This is a genomic window from Bacillus cereus group sp. MYBK79-1, assembly GCF_051915365.1.
Lineage (GTDB): Bacteria > Bacillota > Bacilli > Bacillales > Bacillaceae_G > Bacillus_A.
This window is the reverse complement of record NZ_JBQAEO010000001.1, coordinates 710,740-728,862: the sequence shown is the minus strand read 5'-3', so window position 1 is coordinate 728,862 and position 18,123 is coordinate 710,740. Positions and strand designations below refer to the sequence as shown.

Sequence of the window (18,123 nt, the reverse complement as noted above, 5' to 3'; positions counted from 1 at the left end):
AACTATTGTTGTATATCTCTTCTTTTACGGTTAGTTATTAGTGGAGTTTGCTTATTCTTGCTTCGTGAAATAATCTATAATGCCCATCGCGCTAATTTCTATATCTAGATGTAAAATGTTATAAACGGAATGATCTGATGGAACGTTTAACTTTGTAAGGTGGGAAGAGGTCTTATCCATTAATACAGTTTGTAAAGCTTTAGTCGCTTCATCGAAATCATTATACTGTTCAAAGACCTCTTTACCAGTATGAACGAAAATAGGTAACCAATATTCCAGTTGGTTATATACTTCTGTAACATTGGATGATGCGCCGTAATGGCCGAAATAAATAGTATCTACATTCATACTTTGAATGTGATTTTTAGAAGCAATCATCGCATCGGGTTGGAATTGTGAAGGGGACGTTGATGGTAAATATAGTTCTACACCAACGTCTGCGAGTTCTCTATAATAAATGCCAATTGTATCGCCAGTAAAAATGCCATTTGTTAATGAATCGTGAATGCTAATATGGTGCTTAGCATGTCCCGGTGTATCGTAAAATGTAAGGATGCGGTCTTCGGCAATTTGTAATGTATCACCATTTTGTACAATATGAACACGTTCTTCTTCTATAGGAAGAATTGGATCAAATAGTTTATCGAAATCTTCTTTGTACACAGCTTTTGCACCTAAAATGAGTTTTGTTGGATCAATCATATGACGAGCACCGCGAGAATGCACATATAAAGTAGCATTTGGGCACTTTTCCATCATTAAACCAGCAGCCCCGGCGTGATCTAAATGAACGTGTGTAACGATAATGTTTTTAACATCGTTTAAATCAATATGTAATTGTTCTAAGCCATCTAAAATATACGGAAGAGAAGGGGCTGCACAAGTTTCAATTAAAGTAATATCGTCACCTAATAAAACGTATGTACCAGTTCGTTCATTATGTTGTAAATCAAAATCATCAATAAGATATAGGTGAGAAGATAATTGCTCTACTTTTTTCATATTTACCACTCCTTATTTACTGTATGTTTCTATTATACGCTAAAATACAAAAAGGCAGAAAACGAAAGTTTCGTCTTCTGCCTTTTTGTAATGTAGTTATCCCGCATTAACGGGCAGTAAGACCCACACCTCAAAATTTAGCGAAAGCAAAGAAGTTAGGTGGGGATCAACTGCCCGTAAAAGCCCGATTGGTTCAAATAATAATCAGTGGGGGATGAAGCCCCCTACACTAATTAAAGTTTCACTTTATCTCGATTGTTCTTTATTGATAGACATAACGAACAATCCAACTATGCCACCAACGATTGGAAGCATAATCTCTCCTGCTAAATTAAAGTAGGAGCTTAAAAATAAACCATTTACATCGATTACCCAGCCAATCACATACAATAACATCATATATAGTACGAAATAAAACTCGCGATTTGAAATCGTTTCATGTTGTGCAGTTTTCATAATGAACACCATCCTTTTCTTTAATAATGGAATATAAACTGTCACATTTTGTTCACAATTCAATTGTAAAACTTTCCATTATAAAAGTCTAGTAGTCTGTGTCGAATTTTCGAACGAGAATAAAGCGCTAACATTTGATCTTATAAGTACGTAATAAGAGCTGTATATTCACGAATGTAGTATAGTATAAACATAGAATGATAGTGAAGAGAGGGGCAAGGACAATGACAGTTTATGATTTTTCGGCTAAAACGATAACAGGAGAAGATAAATCATTAAAAGATTACGAAGGAAAAGCACTTCTTATTGTAAATGTAGCTAGCAAATGTGGTTTTACACCGCAATATAAAGGATTACAAGAAGTATATGATAAATATAAAGACCAAGGACTTGAAATACTCGGTTTCCCTTGTAACCAATTTGGCGGACAAGAACCAGGTACAGAAGCAGATATTACTAGTTTTTGTGAATTAAACTTCGGTGTAAACTTCCCGATGTTTGCAAAGGTTGATGTAAAAGGTGATAAGGCACATCCTCTATATACATACATGACAGAACAAGCACCAGGTTTACTCGGTATGAAAGCAGTGAAATGGAACTTTACTAAGTTTCTAATCGGAAAAGACGGGAAAGTAGTAGGACGTTTTGCGCCGCAGACAAAGCCGGTAGATTTAGAGGTTGAGATTGAGAAGATACTTGGGGAATAACTAGGAGTTTCACATTATTAAAAAAAGCCTCAAAGAACAATGTAGTTCTTTGAGGCTTTTTCAAGATTAAATCGCTGAATAGAAGTCATTTGATTTAGGCGGAGAAGCTGCTTTTTTCATAAGGATTTCCCATAAGTGTACGGATTTTTCCCATTCTGCTGTGGCCTGTCCCTTTTGATACATAGCCTTTTCATAACTGAAAGTAAGCTGTTGCATATCATTCGAGTTGTAAAGTGTATCGATATGGAGAGCATATTCTCGGAATGTTTGACTTTCCTCTCGTGGTATACCAGTTCTCGCAAATTGGTTCAAAAGTGCACTGTAAGCTTTACTATAAACAGCATCATCTTTTCGATATTTATAGAAAAGAATGATAAAAAATGTAATCCATTTCATTCTAGTAGCGAAGAGAGCATAACTGATGATACTAATTGGTATCGTAGAAAGGAATACGTACCACCAAGAAAATTTATTTTTAGCATTTGTAATCTTTTTAGTAGGAGTTTCTTCTGTATCTTCTATTAAACTTTTAAGCTTTGCTTCATTGTTTCTTTGGTGCATTTGCTCGTTTTGAGAATTAGTTTCTTCGCTATTTTGTATAGTAGGAGCAGGAGTATTATTTGTAAAAGTATAGGGATTCGTAAATCCTTTTGTTGGTTCGAATGGAATCCATCCGTATCCAGGGAAATATACTTCGACCCAAGAGTGTGCGTTATCGTTCGCGATTTTATAAACATCCTCACCTTCAGCACCCACAAGCGTATTATCAAGAGTTCCTTCTGTATAACCTTTTACCCAGCGAGCGGGAATCCCAGCAGAACGTAGTAACACGATCATAGAGGTCGAGAAATTATTACAGTAGCCGCTTTTTGTATCGAAAAGAAATTGATCAACATAATCTTGGTTTTTGGCAGGGAACAACACATTCATTGTTTCATATACGAAAGAATGGTCGGTGAAGTAGTTTTCAATAGCCAATACTTTGTCATATCGGTTGTCTTTATGGTTTGTTAGATTAGCAGCTAAGTCTCTTACTCGCTGCGGTAATGATTCGGGAAGTTGCGTGTACTTTGTCATGAAATAAGGATTTGTTTCTTGACCTTCATTCATTTTTATAGCTTTTAAGTTTTCTATGGAAAACTTCGGGACCTCATATGTTACTTTATATGAATGTAAAGTAGTAGAAGAATCTCCGTCCATCGTATAGATTTTTTCTGAAAATGGGTCAACACTGTATTCTACATCAGAAGAAGCTTCAACTGATACTAACCCTGCTGGATAGGTAAGGTGTGGATAACTTTTTTGCATGGTAATTGTCGCCTCAGTTGCCTCTGTTTTTGTATTTTGTTCGTACCAGCTCACGACGTCATTTTTATTTTTAAAAGAAACCTTTTTTTGATTTTCAGAAACTTCCCAGCCTTTTCCTGTATAAAAATCTTTCGTTTCGACTCTCCAATATTGTTTGTTTTCTGTTTGTGCTGTGAATACAATTGTAGGATCAGCTTTAAAAGGACCACCTAATCTCGAGTCATCTAAACCATACCCAATTTTAGAAACTTCTTGCTTTTTACTTGCTTCGGATGTGTTAAATTTTAAAAAATCCATTGGGTTTGGCCATTGAGGGCCAAATTTTGGAGCAAAGTATGCGATGGTTGCTGACAATACAATAAATACTGTAAGAGGTCTAAGCAATTTTGAGATTTCTCTAGCATAATTTTGTAAGTGTTCCAACTCTTTTATTCGTTCTATGCGAAGAAGACTAAGCATAAAAAAGCCGATAACAACAGTACGAATAATAGCGTAGTTAGCATTATATAAATGCAGGTTATGAAAAACAGTGATATAAATAATAGTCAACATAAGAAATAACAACCCACGTTTTTTATGAATCATCCAAAAAGAGATGCAAGCACTCAAAAACCAAAATGATAAAAAAAATAAAAGTGTTGGAAAAACTGGAGAAATATCTAGCAAATTCCCCTGAAATAACAAGGAGGAATTTCGAGAAATATCAGTGAAAAAATTTGTTAGCCAAGATGGATTTATAAAAGCATTTTTATAATACAGGAAATGAATGATGAATAAAATTGTGACAATATTTATAGGAATCTGCCATTTTGTTTGAAAAAAAGAGAGAGTGAAACAAATCCCTATAAATATTACAAAAATATCTAATCTACCTACGTTTGTAATACCTATAAGAGGCCTTAGCCATTCTAGTAAAAGTAGAAATGCGCATGCATGCATGAAAAATCTATTCATATCCAATTGTTTTTTTGCCTGTAATGTTATCATTTGCTCACCTCAAAAAACACGTTTGTATACTGGTTTCCATAAACCACATTTACAAATATTTTTCTTTTTTGTAGAGTTTCTAGAATACTGAGTTCTCGATGTGAGAGTTGATTTGCTTTTTCTTTCACGACAAACACCATTAATTTTCTATTTTTTATAGCAGCAAAGTCAGCCGCCTTTTGAATATCGGGAGAAAGATCGCTTGTCACGAGTATAATCGTGACGGGCTCATAAATTTTTCTTAATTCCATTTCTACACTCCGTGAGAGCGGGAATACACTATCTGCTTGTACTTTCGCTAAATGACAAAAGATTTGATGCAACTGACTATCTCCATTGTCTAAAGGGAAAAAGGTTCGTTCTTTTCCGACAGATACGAATGACGCCGGTGAATTTTGCTTCAAGACAGATTTGACAATAGAGGCAGTAAATGTGACGACTGATTCGAATAGAGGGGATGGGGTTCTGTCCATGAATATCATAATATTATGGCTACGCTGTTGTTCAAACTCTTTCGTCATAATGTTGTTTGTTCGTGCAGTTGCTTTCCAATCAATCCATGAAAAGCGGTCACCAGGTTTATAGTCTCTCACACCGACAGAAATGGTAGAGTCTTTTACTAAATTTATATTTGCTGAAAGTGCTCCTTGTTCGAAATGATTTTCCATTTGTCGATATGTTATATCTATATACTGAGGGTAGACTAAAAATGTATCTGGAACTGAAAAAGTTACTTCCTTCTCCATCATACCGAATAAATCGCCAGTTTTGACACGTACGCTTGAAAAAGAGTGCTCTCCCCTAGGGATTGTGTCAATTGCATATTGAAACGAAATATTTCGTTTCAATCCTGGAAAGAGTATTACTTTATTCATCTTCGTTTGTTTACAATTTGTAAATTGTGATGGTAGCACATCTTCTATAATTAAATAAAGTAAGGGAAAAGGAAAACTTCTTTTTATTGTAATCGTACTTAAAAATGGTTCTCCTGCTACATATTCGTCTTGATTTGTTCTTCGTTTTACCTCGGCGTTCCGTAAAGCATAGAAGGGGAGTAATAGTGAATAAAGGCCAATAGGAATCATACTGTAAAACAAAAACCAACTTACAAATCCTCCTTGAAGCATAGCGTATACAAATGTTAAGACTAGGCATAACGGAATGAGTGATAACTTAGTAAAATGATAGAGTGCTCGTAGTATCCGTTTCATCAAAGGTTCATCTTCCTTTGAGTAGGTACGGTAGTTCGCGCAACGATTTTTGCGATAACTTGTTCACCTGTTATTCCTTCAAATTTTGCCTCCATTTTTAGAATGAGTCTGTGAGCCAATACGTAAGGAGCTAAAAATTTAACATCGTCTGGAATAACGTAATTTCTGCCATGGATGAATGCATAAGCTTGTGACGCTTTCATTAAAGCAATCGAGCCACGTGGACTTGCACCTAGTTGTATAGAACTATAAGAACGAGTCTGACTAACAAGCTTTACAATGTAATGCTTGATTGCTTTGTCTATACTTACTTCCTGTACGGTCTGTTGTAAATACAGTAATTCTTCTATTGTTGTAATAGCTTGTAAATGGGAGAGGGGATTTGTTTTTTCCATTCGGTTTAAAATTTCAAATTCTTCTTCTGGCGTAGGATAACCCATTTTTAGTTTCAATAAGAAACGATCGAGCTGGGCTTCTGGTAAAGGATATGTTCCTTCATATTCGACCGGATTTTGTGTAGCCATTACAAAGAACGGTTTTGGTAACGGTCTTGTCCTGCCATCTATTGTAATATTGCCTTCTTCCATACTTTCAAGTAAGGCAGATTGTGTTTTTGGAGATGTACGATTAATTTCATCAGCAAGTATAAAATTCCCCATGATTGGTCCAGGCTTGAACTCAAATTGGAGCTCTTTCGGATTATAAATAGAAACACCTGTTACATCTGACGGCAGTAAATCAGGTGTGAATTGAATGCGCTTGTAATCAGCATCAATAGATTTAGAAAGAGCACGTACTAACATTGTTTTCCCAACGCCAGGAACATCTTCTAATAGTACATGACCTTCAGCTAAGAGAGCTGACAAAGCTAAGATCGTTTCTTTTCGCTTTCCGACCATTAGCTTTTCAATATTGTTAATTATTTTTTCTACAATGGGATGTAATGAATCAAGCTGGTGCATCGTAAGCCTCCTAATGTTATTATCGTTTTCTAATCTATTTAGTGGAAAATAGAATGTATCCATCTAATTGCGGGCAGTAAAGATTTCATCTTTAATTCTAAGAATATTCAGATTATTTATTCTGATTACATCTAGTATAATTGTTTCCATAACTTAGGGCAATATGGTAAATAATGATTTGTATTTTTATATGAAATATGTCTTGCTATAAAATAATATCGTGAAGAAAAAATTCAAAACTCTGTTTCATATATTTATAAAGAAAAACGTAGGGACTCCTCCTACGTTTTTTCTTTTGTAAAATCGTCGATACCCCAAAATACTATTCTCGTAATAATCTAGATTAACCATAAATCTTCATAACGAAACAAAAGATTTTCTCACAAACTTATTTTCTACTGAATTTTTGACAATCTGTTGAACTGTGCGAAATGTCACATCGGTATTTTACAACCTCTCTTATAGTAAGGGTATGTAAGAGAGACGTATTAAAGGAGTGAACAGTATGAAGAAGAAACCTTCAGCACTAATGAGACGTTTAAAATATTTTTCACCAATAGATCGTTATAACGATAATCATACACAAGAAACATATGAAGATCGCGAATGGGAGAATGTGTACAGAAAGCGTTGGCAGCACGATAAAGTAATTCGTTCTACACACGGCGTGAACTGTACTGGTTCATGTAGCTGGAATATATATGTGAAAGATGGAATTGTAACTTGGGAAGGGCAGGAGCTTAACTATCCTACTACAGGTCCTGATATGCCTGATTTTGAACCAAGGGGATGTCCGCGTGGAGCAAGTTTTTCTTGGTACATTTATAGTCCACTTCGTGTGAAATATCCGTATGTACGTGGTGTTCTTTGGAATATGTGGCAAGAAGAGTTGCAAAATAACGAGTCACCATTAGACGCTTGGAAAAGCATTGTGGAAAACCCTGAAAAGGCACGTACGTATAAGCAGGCGCGTGGTAAAGGGGGATTCATTCGTGCGAATTGGGATGAAGTGTTACAACTCGTTTCAGCGTCTTTACTATACACAGTAATGAAATACGGTCCAGACCGAAATGTCGGTTTCTCACCAATTCCAGCAATGTCGATGTTAAGTCATGCAGCTGGTAGTCGCTTTATGCAACTTATGGGTGGACCGATGCTTAGCTTCTACGATTGGTACGCAGATTTACCACCAGCTTCTCCGCAAATTTGGGGCGATCAAACAGACGTGCCAGAAAGTAGTGATTGGTATAACTCTGGTTACATTATGACATGGGGTTCAAATGTACCGATGACGAGAACACCAGATGCACACTTTTTAGCAGAGGTTCGATATAAAGGAACGAAAGTCGTTTCTGTCAGTCCTGACTTCGCTGAATCTACAAAGTTTGCGGATGATTGGATTAGTGTGAAACAAGGTACAGATGGTGCACTTGCGATGGCAATGGGGCACGTAATCTTACAAGAATTTTACGTAGATAATCAAGTGGAATACTTCACAAAGTATGCGAAGCAATATACTGATTTTCCTTTCTTCGTCACATTGAAACAAAAAGGAGACCAATTCGTTGCGGATCGTTTCTTAAATGCTTCTGATATTGGACGCGAAACGAAGTTAGGAGAATGGAAACCTGTACTTTGGAACGAGAACACGAATGATTTTGCAACACCTCACGGCACAATGGGGTCACGTTGGGATAACGAAAAGAAATGGAACTTACGTTTAGAAGATGAAGAAACAGGTGAAAAGATTGAGCCACGCCTTTCTTTACTTGGAATGGAAGATGCTGTTGAAACGGTGCAAATTCCGTACTTCTCTGATGATGGAAATACAATATTAGAACGTACAATTCCAGTGAAAAAGGTTATGACAAAAGAAGGCGAAGTGTTCGTTACAACTGTATACGACTTAACGTTAGCAAATTACGGCGTGAACCGAGGTCTTGGCGGACAAGAGCCGAAAGACTTCAATGATGACGTACCGTTTACACCTGCATGGCAAGAGAAAATGACAGGGGTGAAACGAGAGCTTATTATTCAAATCGCTCGTGAGTTCGCACAAAATGCTGTTGATACGAATGGTCGCTCAATGATTATTGTTGGAGCTGGTATTAACCATTGGTTTAACTCTGATACGATTTATCGCGCCGTTTTAAATCTTGTTCTTCTCGTTGGGGCACAAGGTGTAAACGGGGGAGGTTGGGCGCATTATGTTGGTCAAGAAAAATTACGACCAGCAGAAGGGTGGCAAACGATCGCGATGGCAAAAGATTGGCAAGGGCCACCAAAATTACAAAACGGTACATCTTTCTTCTATTTCGTAACAGATCAATGGCGCTATGAAGATACACCAGTTGGACATTTAGCGTCACCAGTGGAAGGGAACTCTCGTTATCAACATCACGGTGATTATAACGTATTAGCAGCGCGTCTTGGCTGGTTACCTTCGTATCCAACATTCGAGAAAAATGGAATTGAATTATATAAAGAAGCTGTTGCTGCTGGTGCAACAACGCAAGAAGAAATCGGAAAATACGTTGCGCAAAAATTAAAAGATAAAGAACTGAAATTTGCGATTGAAGATCCTGATAATAAAAATAACTTCCCGCGCAACTTATTCGTATGGCGTGCAAACTTAATTTCAAGTTCTGGTAAAGGACATGAATATTTCTTAAAACATTTATTAGGTACAACGAACGGATTAATGAATGACGATAGTGATTCGTTGCGACCAGAAGAAATTAAGTGGCATGAAGAAGCACCAGAAGGGAAGTTAGATTTACTCATTAATTTAGATTTCCGTATGGCTGGAACCGCACTTTATTCTGATATCGTCTTACCTACTTCGACTTGGTACGAAAAGCATGATTTAAGCAGTACAGATATGCATCCATTTGTACATCCATTTAATCCAGCAATCGGTTCACCGTGGGAAGCGCGCTCTGATTGGGACATATTCACCTCTCTTTCTAAAGCTGTGTCAGATTTAGCGAAGAAAATCGATCTTGAACCAATGAAAGAAGTTGTCGCAACACCACTTCTTCACGATACACCGCAAGAATTAGCGCAACCACTTGGCAAAATTAAAGACTGGAGCAAAGGTGAGTGTGAACCAATTCCAGGTAAAACGATGCCACAAATTCATGTTGTCGAAAGGGATTATAAAACGATTTATGACAAAATGACTGCACTAGGACCAAATACCGGAAAACAACCGATTGGTACGAAAGGGATTTCTTGGTCTGCAGAAAAAGAATATGAGCAATTAAAGAGCCGATTAGGAGTCGTTCGAACGGATTCTATTGCGAAAGGTTGCCCAGACATAAAAGAAGCAATCAATGCTGCTGAAGTGGTATTAACACTTTCTTCTACAACAAACGGTCATATGGCTGTAAAAGCATGGGAAGCACTTGAAAAACAAACGGATTTAAAATTACGTGATTTAGCAGAAGAACGTGAAGAAGAATGCTTCACATTTGAACAAATTACAGCGCAGCCAAAAACAGTAATTACTTCTCCGGCCTTTACAGGTTCTGAAAAAGGTGGACGCCGTTACTCACCGTTTACAACAAATGTGGAACGTCTCATTCCTTGGAGAACGATAACGGGTCGACAATCTTTCTACTTAGATCATGACATGATGAAAGAATTTGGTGAAACGATGGCAACATTTAAACCAATTCTGCAACATAAACCGTTCCGTAAATCACGACCTGAAGTAGAAGGAAAAGAAATAACATTAAACTATTTAACGCCGCATAATAAGTGGTCCATTCATAGTATGTATTTCGATTCATTACCGATGTTAACGCTGTTTAGAGGTGGTCCAACCGTTTGGATGAATAAAGAGGATGCTGAAGAAGCCGGCGTTGCAGATAATGATTGGATCGAGTGCTTTAACCGTAACGGTGTTGTTGTAGCGCGTGCTGTTGTAACGCACCGTATACCGAGAGGAATGGCATTTATGCACCATGCGCAAGATCGTCACATTAACGTACCTGGTACGAAATTAACAAGTAATCGCGGTGGAACACATAATAGTCCAACTCGAATTCATGTGAAACCGACACATATGATTGGTGGATATGGTCAATTAAGTTATGGATTTAACTATTATGGTCCAACTGGGAACCAGCGTGACTTAAACGTTGTAATTCGCAAACTGAAGGAGGTAGATTGGCTTGAAGATTAAAGCGCAAGTCGGAATGGTAATGAATCTAGATAAATGCATCGGCTGCCATACTTGTAGCGTAACGTGCAAAAACACCTGGACAAATCGTCCAGGTGCTGAATATATGTACTTCAATAACGTAGAAACGAAACCTGGTATCGGTTATCCAAAGCAATGGGAAGATCAGGAGAAATATAAAGGCGGCTGGGAATTGAAAAATGGTGAAATTCAGCTGAAATCCGGTTCAAAAATGAAGCGCCTTATGAATATTTTCCACAATCCAGATCAACCAACAATTGATGATTACTTTGAACCTTGGAACTATGACTATGAAACGTTAACAAATAGTCCGCAGCGTAAGCATCAGCCAGTTGCTCGTCCGAAATCAGCAATTACAGGTGAATTTATCGATAAAATTGAATGGGGTCCGAACTGGGAAGATGATTTAGCTGGTGGACATATAACAGGATTACAAGATCCGAACGTAAAGAAAATGGAAGAAGAAATTAAAACGGATTTTGAAAATGTCTTTATGATGTATTTACCACGCATATGCGAACATTGTATGAATCCATCTTGTGTATCTTCTTGTCCATCTGGTGCGATGTATAAACGTGAAGAAGATGGGATTGTTCTTGTCGATCAAAATGCATGTCGTGCTTGGAGATTTTGTGTATCTTCTTGTCCATATAAAAAAGTGTATTTTAACTGGCAAACGAATAAAGCTGAAAAATGCACAATGTGTTTCCCTCGTATTGAAGCTGGTATGCCGACGATTTGTTCGGAAACATGTGTAGGACGTATTCGATATATTGGAGTAATGCTATATGACGCTGACAAAGTAAAAGAAGCGGCTTCTGTTGAAGATGAAAAAGATTTATATGAATCTCAGCTTACTGTTTTCCTAGATCCAAATGATCCAGAAGTGGCAGCAGAAGCGAAAAAACAAGGAATTCCTGAAGAATGGATAAAAGCGGCACAACAGTCGCCAATCTATAAAATGATTATCGATTGGAAAATCGCTCTACCTCTTCACCCAGAGTATCGCACTATGCCAATGGTTTGGTATATCCCGCCGCTTAGCCCAATTATGAACATGGTGGAAGGGAAAGGGAGTAACTGGAAAGCAGAAGAGATTTTCCCTGCTATTGATAATATGCGTATTCCAATACAATATTTAGCGAATTTACTCACTGCAGGAGATGAATCCCATATTCGTCTAACATTGAAAAAAATGGCTGTTATGCGAACGCATATGAGAGCACTTCAAATTAATAAAGAGCCAAATGAAGCTGTATTAAAAGAACTCGGTTTAACGAAACAGGATGTAGAAGATATGTATCGTCTTCTTGCGATCGCGAAATATAAAGATCGCTTCGTAATCCCAACGTCTCACCGCGAACAAGTTGCAGATTTATATAACGAACAAGGAAGCTGTGGTTTATCCTTCGTAGGTGGCCCAGGTTCTTGTATGACAATTTCTTAAATAATGGGGGCGGAAACATATGAAACAAAGTTTGCAAACTGCTTTTTCGTGTTCTTCATTTCTTCTCTCCTACCCGGAACTAGGGTGGAGAGAAGCTTTAACTGAATTACAAGAAGAGGTTGAAGCGATTGAACAGGACGATGTTAAAGCTTCACTTACAGTATTTATAGAACAAGCATTAAATAAAACGAATGATCAATTAATTGATGGTTACGTATATACATTTGATTTTGGTAAAAAGACTAATATGTATCTTACTTATATGAACACTGGTGAACAAAGAGAAAGAGGTATTGAATTACTAGAGTTAAAGCAGCATTATAAAAAATCTGGTTTTGAAGTAACAGATAAAGAACTCCCTGATTATTTACCACTTTTACTTGAGTTTTTTGCAAATGCAAATGAGCAAGACAGTGAACCAATTATGAGTAAATACAAAGAGAACATACAAGCATTACACGTTCAGTTAAAAGAAGCAGGTAGCATGTATGAACCAATTCTTGCGGCTGTTCTACTCGCTATCGATACATGGGGTGTACAGACAAATTAGAAAGGAGAGTTGTTGAAATGATGGATCAATTTCTATGGGTATTGTTTCCCTATATCATTTTTGCGATTTTTATCGGTGGACATATTTTCAGATACAACTATGATCAATTTGGATGGACATCAAAATCTAGTGAACTATTAGAAAAGAAAATGCTCCGAATCGGAAGTCTATTATTCCACTTTGGAATCATGTTCGTAATTGGCGGTCATGTTATGGGGATTTTAATTCCAGAAGCTGTATATCGGTCAATAGGTATTTCTGAACATACGTATCACATAATAGCAATTAGTTTCGGACTTCCGGCAGGTATTGCTTCTATCATCGGTTTAATTATATTAACGTACCGCCGCGTAACAGTAAAACGTATCATTGCAACGAGTACAAAGGGAGATTATATTGCGCTTATTTTATTACTTATCGTAATGCTAGCAGGACTTTCTTCAACTTTTTTAAACATCGACTCAAAAGGGTTTGATTATCGTACAACAATCGGCCCTTGGTTCCGAAGTCTCTTTATTTTCCAACCGAAAGTCGAATATATGATGGAAGTACCAGTATGGTTTAAAATTCATATTCTTGCAGGGTTGGGGCTATTTGCAGTATGGCCATTTACTAGACTTGTACATGTATTTAGTGCCCCAATTAAATATTTAAGTCGTAGTTATGTAATTTACAGAAGACGTATTCCTAATGAGTTGAAAAAATAATTTTGTATTATATGTTTAGTAACTTATAAGGAAAGCCGAGATCTAATTGGAGACCTCGGCTTTCTTTATAAGTAAAAGTTAATCAATGCTACAAACAGAAGCAGAGCAATCTTCACAAGCAATTTCACATTTTAAAAATTGTAAATCGTGAATGGTAATCTTTCCTTTATGAATAGAAAGTGTACCTTGCTTTTTTAATTCATTTAACATCCGATTTACGCTTTCACGTGACGTTGCACAGAAATTAGCAAGTTCTTGATTCGTTAAAGGTAAATCGATAAGAATCCCGTTTTCTTTTAACACACCATAACTATTTGTCATTCGAATGAGAGTAGAATACAGGGCACCTTTTTTGCCGTGTAATACTAAATCTCGGAACTTCGTTTGCATTCTTCTTAAATGTTCACTAATCCATTTCATAAATTCAAATACAAGTGCTGGCTTTTGGAGTAATTCTCTTTCTAGGGCTTCGCGCTTTATAACGCCTACTTCAACATCTTCAAGGCATTTTGAATTTAATAAATACTTCGCATCGTCCGTGAACAATGTTAATTCTCCAATAATGTCATATGCCGAACAAATACGGAGTGTCAATTCTTGCCCATCAGCACTAAGTTTACTGATCTGTACTTTTCCGGAGTGGATGATATAGATCTCTGTTGCCTCCATACCTTCTTGAAAAATAAAACTTCCTTTTTTAATTTGCATTTTATATTCAACAGATGCAAGTAATTCCTTTAAATCTTGAGATAATGTCATACTGTTTGCCACAGCGATCACCTTTCTTCTCATAAAGTGAAACTTTAATCAGTGGGTGTGTGTTCATTTCCCACTAATTATTAGTTTAACCAATCGGGCATTAACGGGACAGCCCGACTCCCATCTAACTTATTTGACTCAGCCGAATAGCGGGATAAACAATATATTTCTTATTTTGAATGTAATTATGATGAAAATGCAAGAGATATTTTTGAAAAAAAGTGAAATTTCAATGACCGTAAGGGGGAAGGCTGGAGATGTGAACAAAATGCGAACAGATTTGTGAAGAATTTTTGAATGGGGAAAGTGATGTGAGAAAAGTCACATTGAATTTGTAGCTTATTTTTTATAATAAAGGCAAATAAAAAATTGAAAGCTTATAAGGATTGCAGCAGAAAAGAAGGGATATAGATGCACGAGAAAATGAAAGATTCATTAGAACGGCCACTTCAAGATTTACGTATTTCAGTTATTGATCGTTGTAATTTCAGGTGCACGTACTGTATGCCTGCTGAAGTGTTCGGACCTGATTACGCTTTTTTGCAAGAAGAGTTTTTATTAACGTTCGATGAAATAGAAAGATTAGCAAGATTATTTATAAGTATGGGAGTCAATAAAATTAGGCTTACTGGCGGTGAACCGTTATTGCGTAAAGACTTACCGCAGTTAATTGCAAGGCTTACAAAGCTAGAAGGTTTAAAAGATATTGGGCTCACAACAAACGGAATTCATTTAGCAAAACAAGCAAAGGCGCTAAAAGACGCGGGATTAAAACGTGTAAATATTAGTTTAGATGCGATAGAGGATCATGTCTTCCAAAAAATTAACGGAAGAAATGTAAATACAAAACCTGTACTGAAAGGAATTGAAGCAGCAAAGGCTGCTGGATTAGAAATAAAGGTAAATATGGTCGTAAAAAAAGGAATGAATGATAGTCAAATCCTTCATATGGCTCGTTATTTTAAAGAACAAGAAATTCAGCTTCGTTTCATTGAGTTTATGGATGTAGGCAGTACGAACGGGTGGAATTTTGAACAAGTGATTACGAAGGAACAATTAATAGAGAAAATTAATCGAGTATATCCAATTGAGCCTGTTCCACCTCGCTACTTTGGAGAAGTTGCGAAATTGTATCGATATGTAGGGAGCGATTCAGAAGTTGGATTTATTACTTCAGTATCAGAGTCATTTTGTTCTTCTTGTACGAGAGCTCGTATTTCGGCAGACGGCAAGTTTTTTACGTGCCTATTTGGAACGAAAGGAACGGATTTGCGAACGCTTCTTCGAGAAAATATTTCTGATGCATCACTATTGAAAATTTTACAACATACATGGAGATATAGAACAGATCGATATTCAGATGAAAGAACGGCGGAAAGTACAAATAAACGTCCAAAAGTTGAAATGTCATACATTGGCGGATAGCGAAAGGAGGATTCCCAATGCAAGAGCGATATTCAAGGCAAGTATTGTTTTCTGGAATTGGTGAAATGGGACAAAGAAAAATAAGAGAAAGGCATGTGCTCCTAATCGGTGCGGGTGCACTAGGAGCTGCAAATGCGGAAGCGCTCGTTAGGATGGGAATTGGGAAATTGACAATTGCCGATCGTGACTACGTCGAATGGAGTAATTTACAGCGGCAACAGTTATATACAGAAGAAAATGCACAGCAGTGTAAACCGAAAGCAATTGCAGCGGCAGAACATTTAAGAAAGATTAATTCTGAAGTGGAAATTGTACCAGTTGTAACGGATGTCACAATGCAAGAAATAGAAGAGTTAACAAAAGATGTGGGTCTCATATTAGATGCGACTGACAATTTTGATACGCGCCTACTTATAAATGACATTTCGCAAAAAGAAAATATACCTTGGATATACGGTGGATGCATTGGAAGCTACGGCGTAACGTATACAATTCTTCCTGGGAAAACACCATGTTTTCGCTGTCTGATGGATCATCCTATGGGGGGTGCAACATGCGATACAGCCGGAATTATTCAGCCTGCTGTACAGATGGTTGTTGCTCACCAAGTTACAGAGGCGATGAAAATATTGGTGGATGATTATGAGTCGCTAAGAGGTACGATGTTATCATTTGATATTTGGAACAATCAATATCTCTCATTAAAAGTAAATAGACAGAAGAAAAGTACATGTCCATCTTGTGGGAAATCACGAACGTATCCAAGTTTAACATTTGAAACGCAGATGAAAACGGAAGTGTTATGCGGACGGAATACAGTTCAAATCCGTTCAGGAATAAAGAGAGATCTTAATTTAACCGAAATTCAAAAACGATTACAAAAAAGTGTACGTGTCAAAAAAACGCCGTACTTACTATCATTTCTAATTGATGAATATCGTTTCGTTTTATTTACAGACGGTAGGGCATTTATTCATGGGACAAATGATGTGAAAATAGCAAAACGATTATACGCAAAATATATGGGATGAAGAGAAAGAAAAGTTCTCCTTATTAAAACGAGGTGAAAAAAGAATGTTAGAAAAACGTATACCAATTCCAGTAGCAGAAGCAGTTGCACGTGTAATGGAATATGCTTACCAGGGTGAAGTAGAAAAGGTTTCTCTTATAGAAAGCTACGGTAGAACGCTTGGAGAAGATGTTATTGCAGATCATGATGTCCCACATTTTGATCGCTCTCCGTACGACGGGTTTGCAATTCGAGCGGAAGATACAAAAGGAGCAAGTAGTAGTAATCCCATTCAGTTTGAAGTAATTGGTGAAATTGGAGCAGGTTTTGTTTTTACAGAAGAAGTGAAACCATTTCAAGCTGTCCGTATTATGACAGGTGCGGCAATTCCAGCTGGGTGTAATGCCGTTGTTATGTTAGAGCTAACGGAAGGATTTGAAGAAAACGAAAAGACTTATATGGTATTAAAACGCTCTTTCTCTTCGGGGGATAACATTTCTTTTAAAGGAGAAGATGTAAAACAAAATAGCATCCTTGTGAAAAAGGGGACTGTTATTAATCCTGGAGTAGTAGCACTTCTTGCTACGTTTGGTTATAGTTCAGTACATGTTGTAAAACAGCCGGTTATTGGAATTGTAACGACAGGAAGCGAACTGCTCGAAGTACATGAACACTTAAAGCTAGGGAAGATTCGAAATAGTAATTCCTATATGATTGCTGCTCAAATTGAACGAGCGGGCGGAGTTGTACAGTATTATGGACAAATGGCTGACGATTTAGAGACGTGTTATAACACTGTAAAAAAAGCGATAAAAGAAGTTGATATTTTAATTACGACTGGTGGCGTTTCGGTAGGAGACTATGACTATTTACCTGCTATTTATGAGAGATTGCAAGCTAATGTACTTTTCAACAAAATAGCGATGCGACCAGGAAGTGTGACAACTGTAGCTGAGGTAGAAGGAAAACTACTATTTGGTCTATCTGGTAATCCTTCTGCTTGTTATGTCGGATGTGAATTATATGTTCGACCAGTCATTCGAACATACTTGCATAAGAAAAATCCGCACGTATTTCGTGCAGAGGCAATATTACAGAAAGACTGTCCGAAAGCAAACCCATTTACTCGTTTTGTAAGAGGGAGAGTGGAAGTTGTAGATGGAACATTGCAAGCTATACCAGTTGGTTTAGATAAATCTAGTGCCATTTCTTCACTTGCAGAGGCGAACGCATTTATCGTCCTACCGGGAGGAACGAGAGGGTTTGAAGCAGGAATAACTGTTTCGGTACTGTTATTAGAATCAAACGCTGGAAGTGAGTGGCCGTGGGAAGAAGCGCTTCGATCGTACAAATAATAGAAAAATAGATTGCTAATTTAAATGAAGA

The 18,123-nt window shown here is 37.1% G+C and carries 14 protein-coding genes; 8 read left to right on the top strand and 6 right to left on the bottom strand.

What is annotated here, in order from left to right:
* Positions 1–51 precede the first annotated feature (51 nt).
* Together ACTFOB_RS03720 and ACTFOB_RS03715 are read right to left on the bottom strand one after the other, a co-directional pair.
* Complete coding sequence (locus ACTFOB_RS03720; RefSeq protein WP_440024571.1) at positions 52–1,002, bottom strand: MBL fold metallo-hydrolase; 951 nt, start codon at positions 1,000–1,002, stop codon at positions 52–54.
* Between the two features lie 246 nt (positions 1,003–1,248).
* The gene (locus tag ACTFOB_RS03715; RefSeq protein ID WP_440024569.1) at positions 1,249–1,458 is read right to left on the bottom strand and encodes a DUF3925 family protein; all 210 of its coding nucleotides are present in this window, start codon (positions 1,456–1,458) and stop codon (positions 1,249–1,251) included.
* A gap of 224 nt (positions 1,459–1,682) precedes the next feature.
* Between ACTFOB_RS03715 and bsaA the strand changes: the two genes are divergently transcribed.
* Entirely contained in the window at positions 1,683–2,165 is a 483-nt protein-coding gene (gene bsaA, locus ACTFOB_RS03710; protein ID WP_440024567.1) for a glutathione peroxidase, read from the top strand.
* Positions 2,166–2,231: 66 nt separating this feature from the next.
* On the opposite strand, the gene ACTFOB_RS03705 is transcribed toward bsaA, so the two are convergent.
* Genes ACTFOB_RS03705 through ACTFOB_RS03695 form a run of 3 tightly spaced genes read right to left on the bottom strand, consistent with a single transcriptional unit; the run spans position 2,232 to position 6,633 of the window.
* A complete protein-coding gene (locus tag ACTFOB_RS03705) occupies positions 2,232–4,460 on the bottom strand; it encodes a transglutaminase TgpA family protein (protein WP_440024565.1) in 2,229 nt (742 codons plus the stop codon).
* On the bottom strand, positions 4,457–5,671 hold the full coding sequence (locus tag ACTFOB_RS03700; protein WP_440024800.1) for a DUF58 domain-containing protein: 1,215 nt from the start codon (positions 5,669–5,671) through the stop codon (positions 4,457–4,459). Before ACTFOB_RS03700 ends, ACTFOB_RS03705 begins: the two co-directional genes overlap by 4 nt.
* Positions 5,671–6,633: an AAA family ATPase gene (locus ACTFOB_RS03695; protein ID WP_440024563.1), complete on the bottom strand. Its 963-nt coding sequence runs from the start codon at positions 6,631–6,633 to the stop codon at positions 5,671–5,673. Before ACTFOB_RS03695 ends, ACTFOB_RS03700 begins: the two co-directional genes overlap by 1 nt.
* A gap of 505 nt (positions 6,634–7,138) precedes the next feature.
* Between ACTFOB_RS03695 and ACTFOB_RS03690 the strand changes: the two genes are divergently transcribed.
* The 4 genes from ACTFOB_RS03690 to narI are packed head-to-tail and all read left to right on the top strand — an operon-like array spanning position 7,139 to position 13,544.
* Positions 7,139–10,822 (top strand): nitrate reductase subunit alpha, encoded by a 3,684-nt coding sequence (locus tag ACTFOB_RS03690; protein ID WP_440024562.1) that lies wholly within the window; start codon positions 7,139–7,141, stop codon positions 10,820–10,822.
* A complete protein-coding gene (gene narH / locus ACTFOB_RS03685; protein ID WP_440024561.1) occupies positions 10,812–12,287 on the top strand; it encodes a nitrate reductase subunit beta in 1,476 nt (491 codons plus the stop codon). The genes ACTFOB_RS03690 and narH overlap by 11 nt, the downstream gene beginning before the upstream one ends.
* A gap of 19 nt (positions 12,288–12,306) precedes the next feature.
* Complete coding sequence (narJ, locus tag ACTFOB_RS03680) at positions 12,307–12,837, top strand: nitrate reductase molybdenum cofactor assembly chaperone (RefSeq protein WP_440024560.1); 531 nt, start codon at positions 12,307–12,309, stop codon at positions 12,835–12,837.
* A gap of 17 nt (positions 12,838–12,854) precedes the next feature.
* Positions 12,855–13,544, top strand: a complete 690-nt coding sequence (gene narI, locus ACTFOB_RS03675) for a respiratory nitrate reductase subunit gamma (protein ID WP_440024558.1) — start codon at positions 12,855–12,857, stop codon at positions 13,542–13,544.
* A gap of 78 nt (positions 13,545–13,622) precedes the next feature.
* Here narI and ACTFOB_RS03670 read toward each other — a convergent pair whose 3' ends face one another.
* The gene (locus tag ACTFOB_RS03670; RefSeq protein WP_283791300.1) at positions 13,623–14,315 is read right to left on the bottom strand and encodes a Crp/Fnr family transcriptional regulator; all 693 of its coding nucleotides are present in this window, start codon (positions 14,313–14,315) and stop codon (positions 13,623–13,625) included.
* 399 nt (positions 14,316–14,714) lie between these two features.
* Here ACTFOB_RS03670 and moaA point away from each other — a divergent pair, with 399 nt between their 5' ends.
* Genes moaA through ACTFOB_RS03655 form a run of 3 tightly spaced genes read left to right on the top strand, consistent with a single transcriptional unit; the run spans position 14,715 to position 18,092 of the window.
* Positions 14,715–15,728 (top strand): GTP 3',8-cyclase MoaA, encoded by a 1,014-nt coding sequence (gene moaA, locus ACTFOB_RS03665; protein ID WP_440024556.1) that lies wholly within the window; start codon positions 14,715–14,717, stop codon positions 15,726–15,728.
* A gap of 17 nt (positions 15,729–15,745) precedes the next feature.
* Positions 15,746–16,759 carry a molybdopterin-synthase adenylyltransferase MoeB gene (locus ACTFOB_RS03660; protein ID WP_440024554.1) on the top strand — a complete coding sequence of 338 codons (1,014 nt, stop codon included), beginning with the start codon at positions 15,746–15,748 and terminating at the stop codon, positions 16,757–16,759.
* Between the two features lie 43 nt (positions 16,760–16,802).
* Positions 16,803–18,092, top strand: coding sequence for a molybdopterin molybdotransferase MoeA (locus ACTFOB_RS03655; RefSeq protein ID WP_440024552.1), 1,290 nt, complete (start codon positions 16,803–16,805; stop codon positions 18,090–18,092).
* The last annotated feature ends 31 nt before the right edge of the window (positions 18,093–18,123 follow it).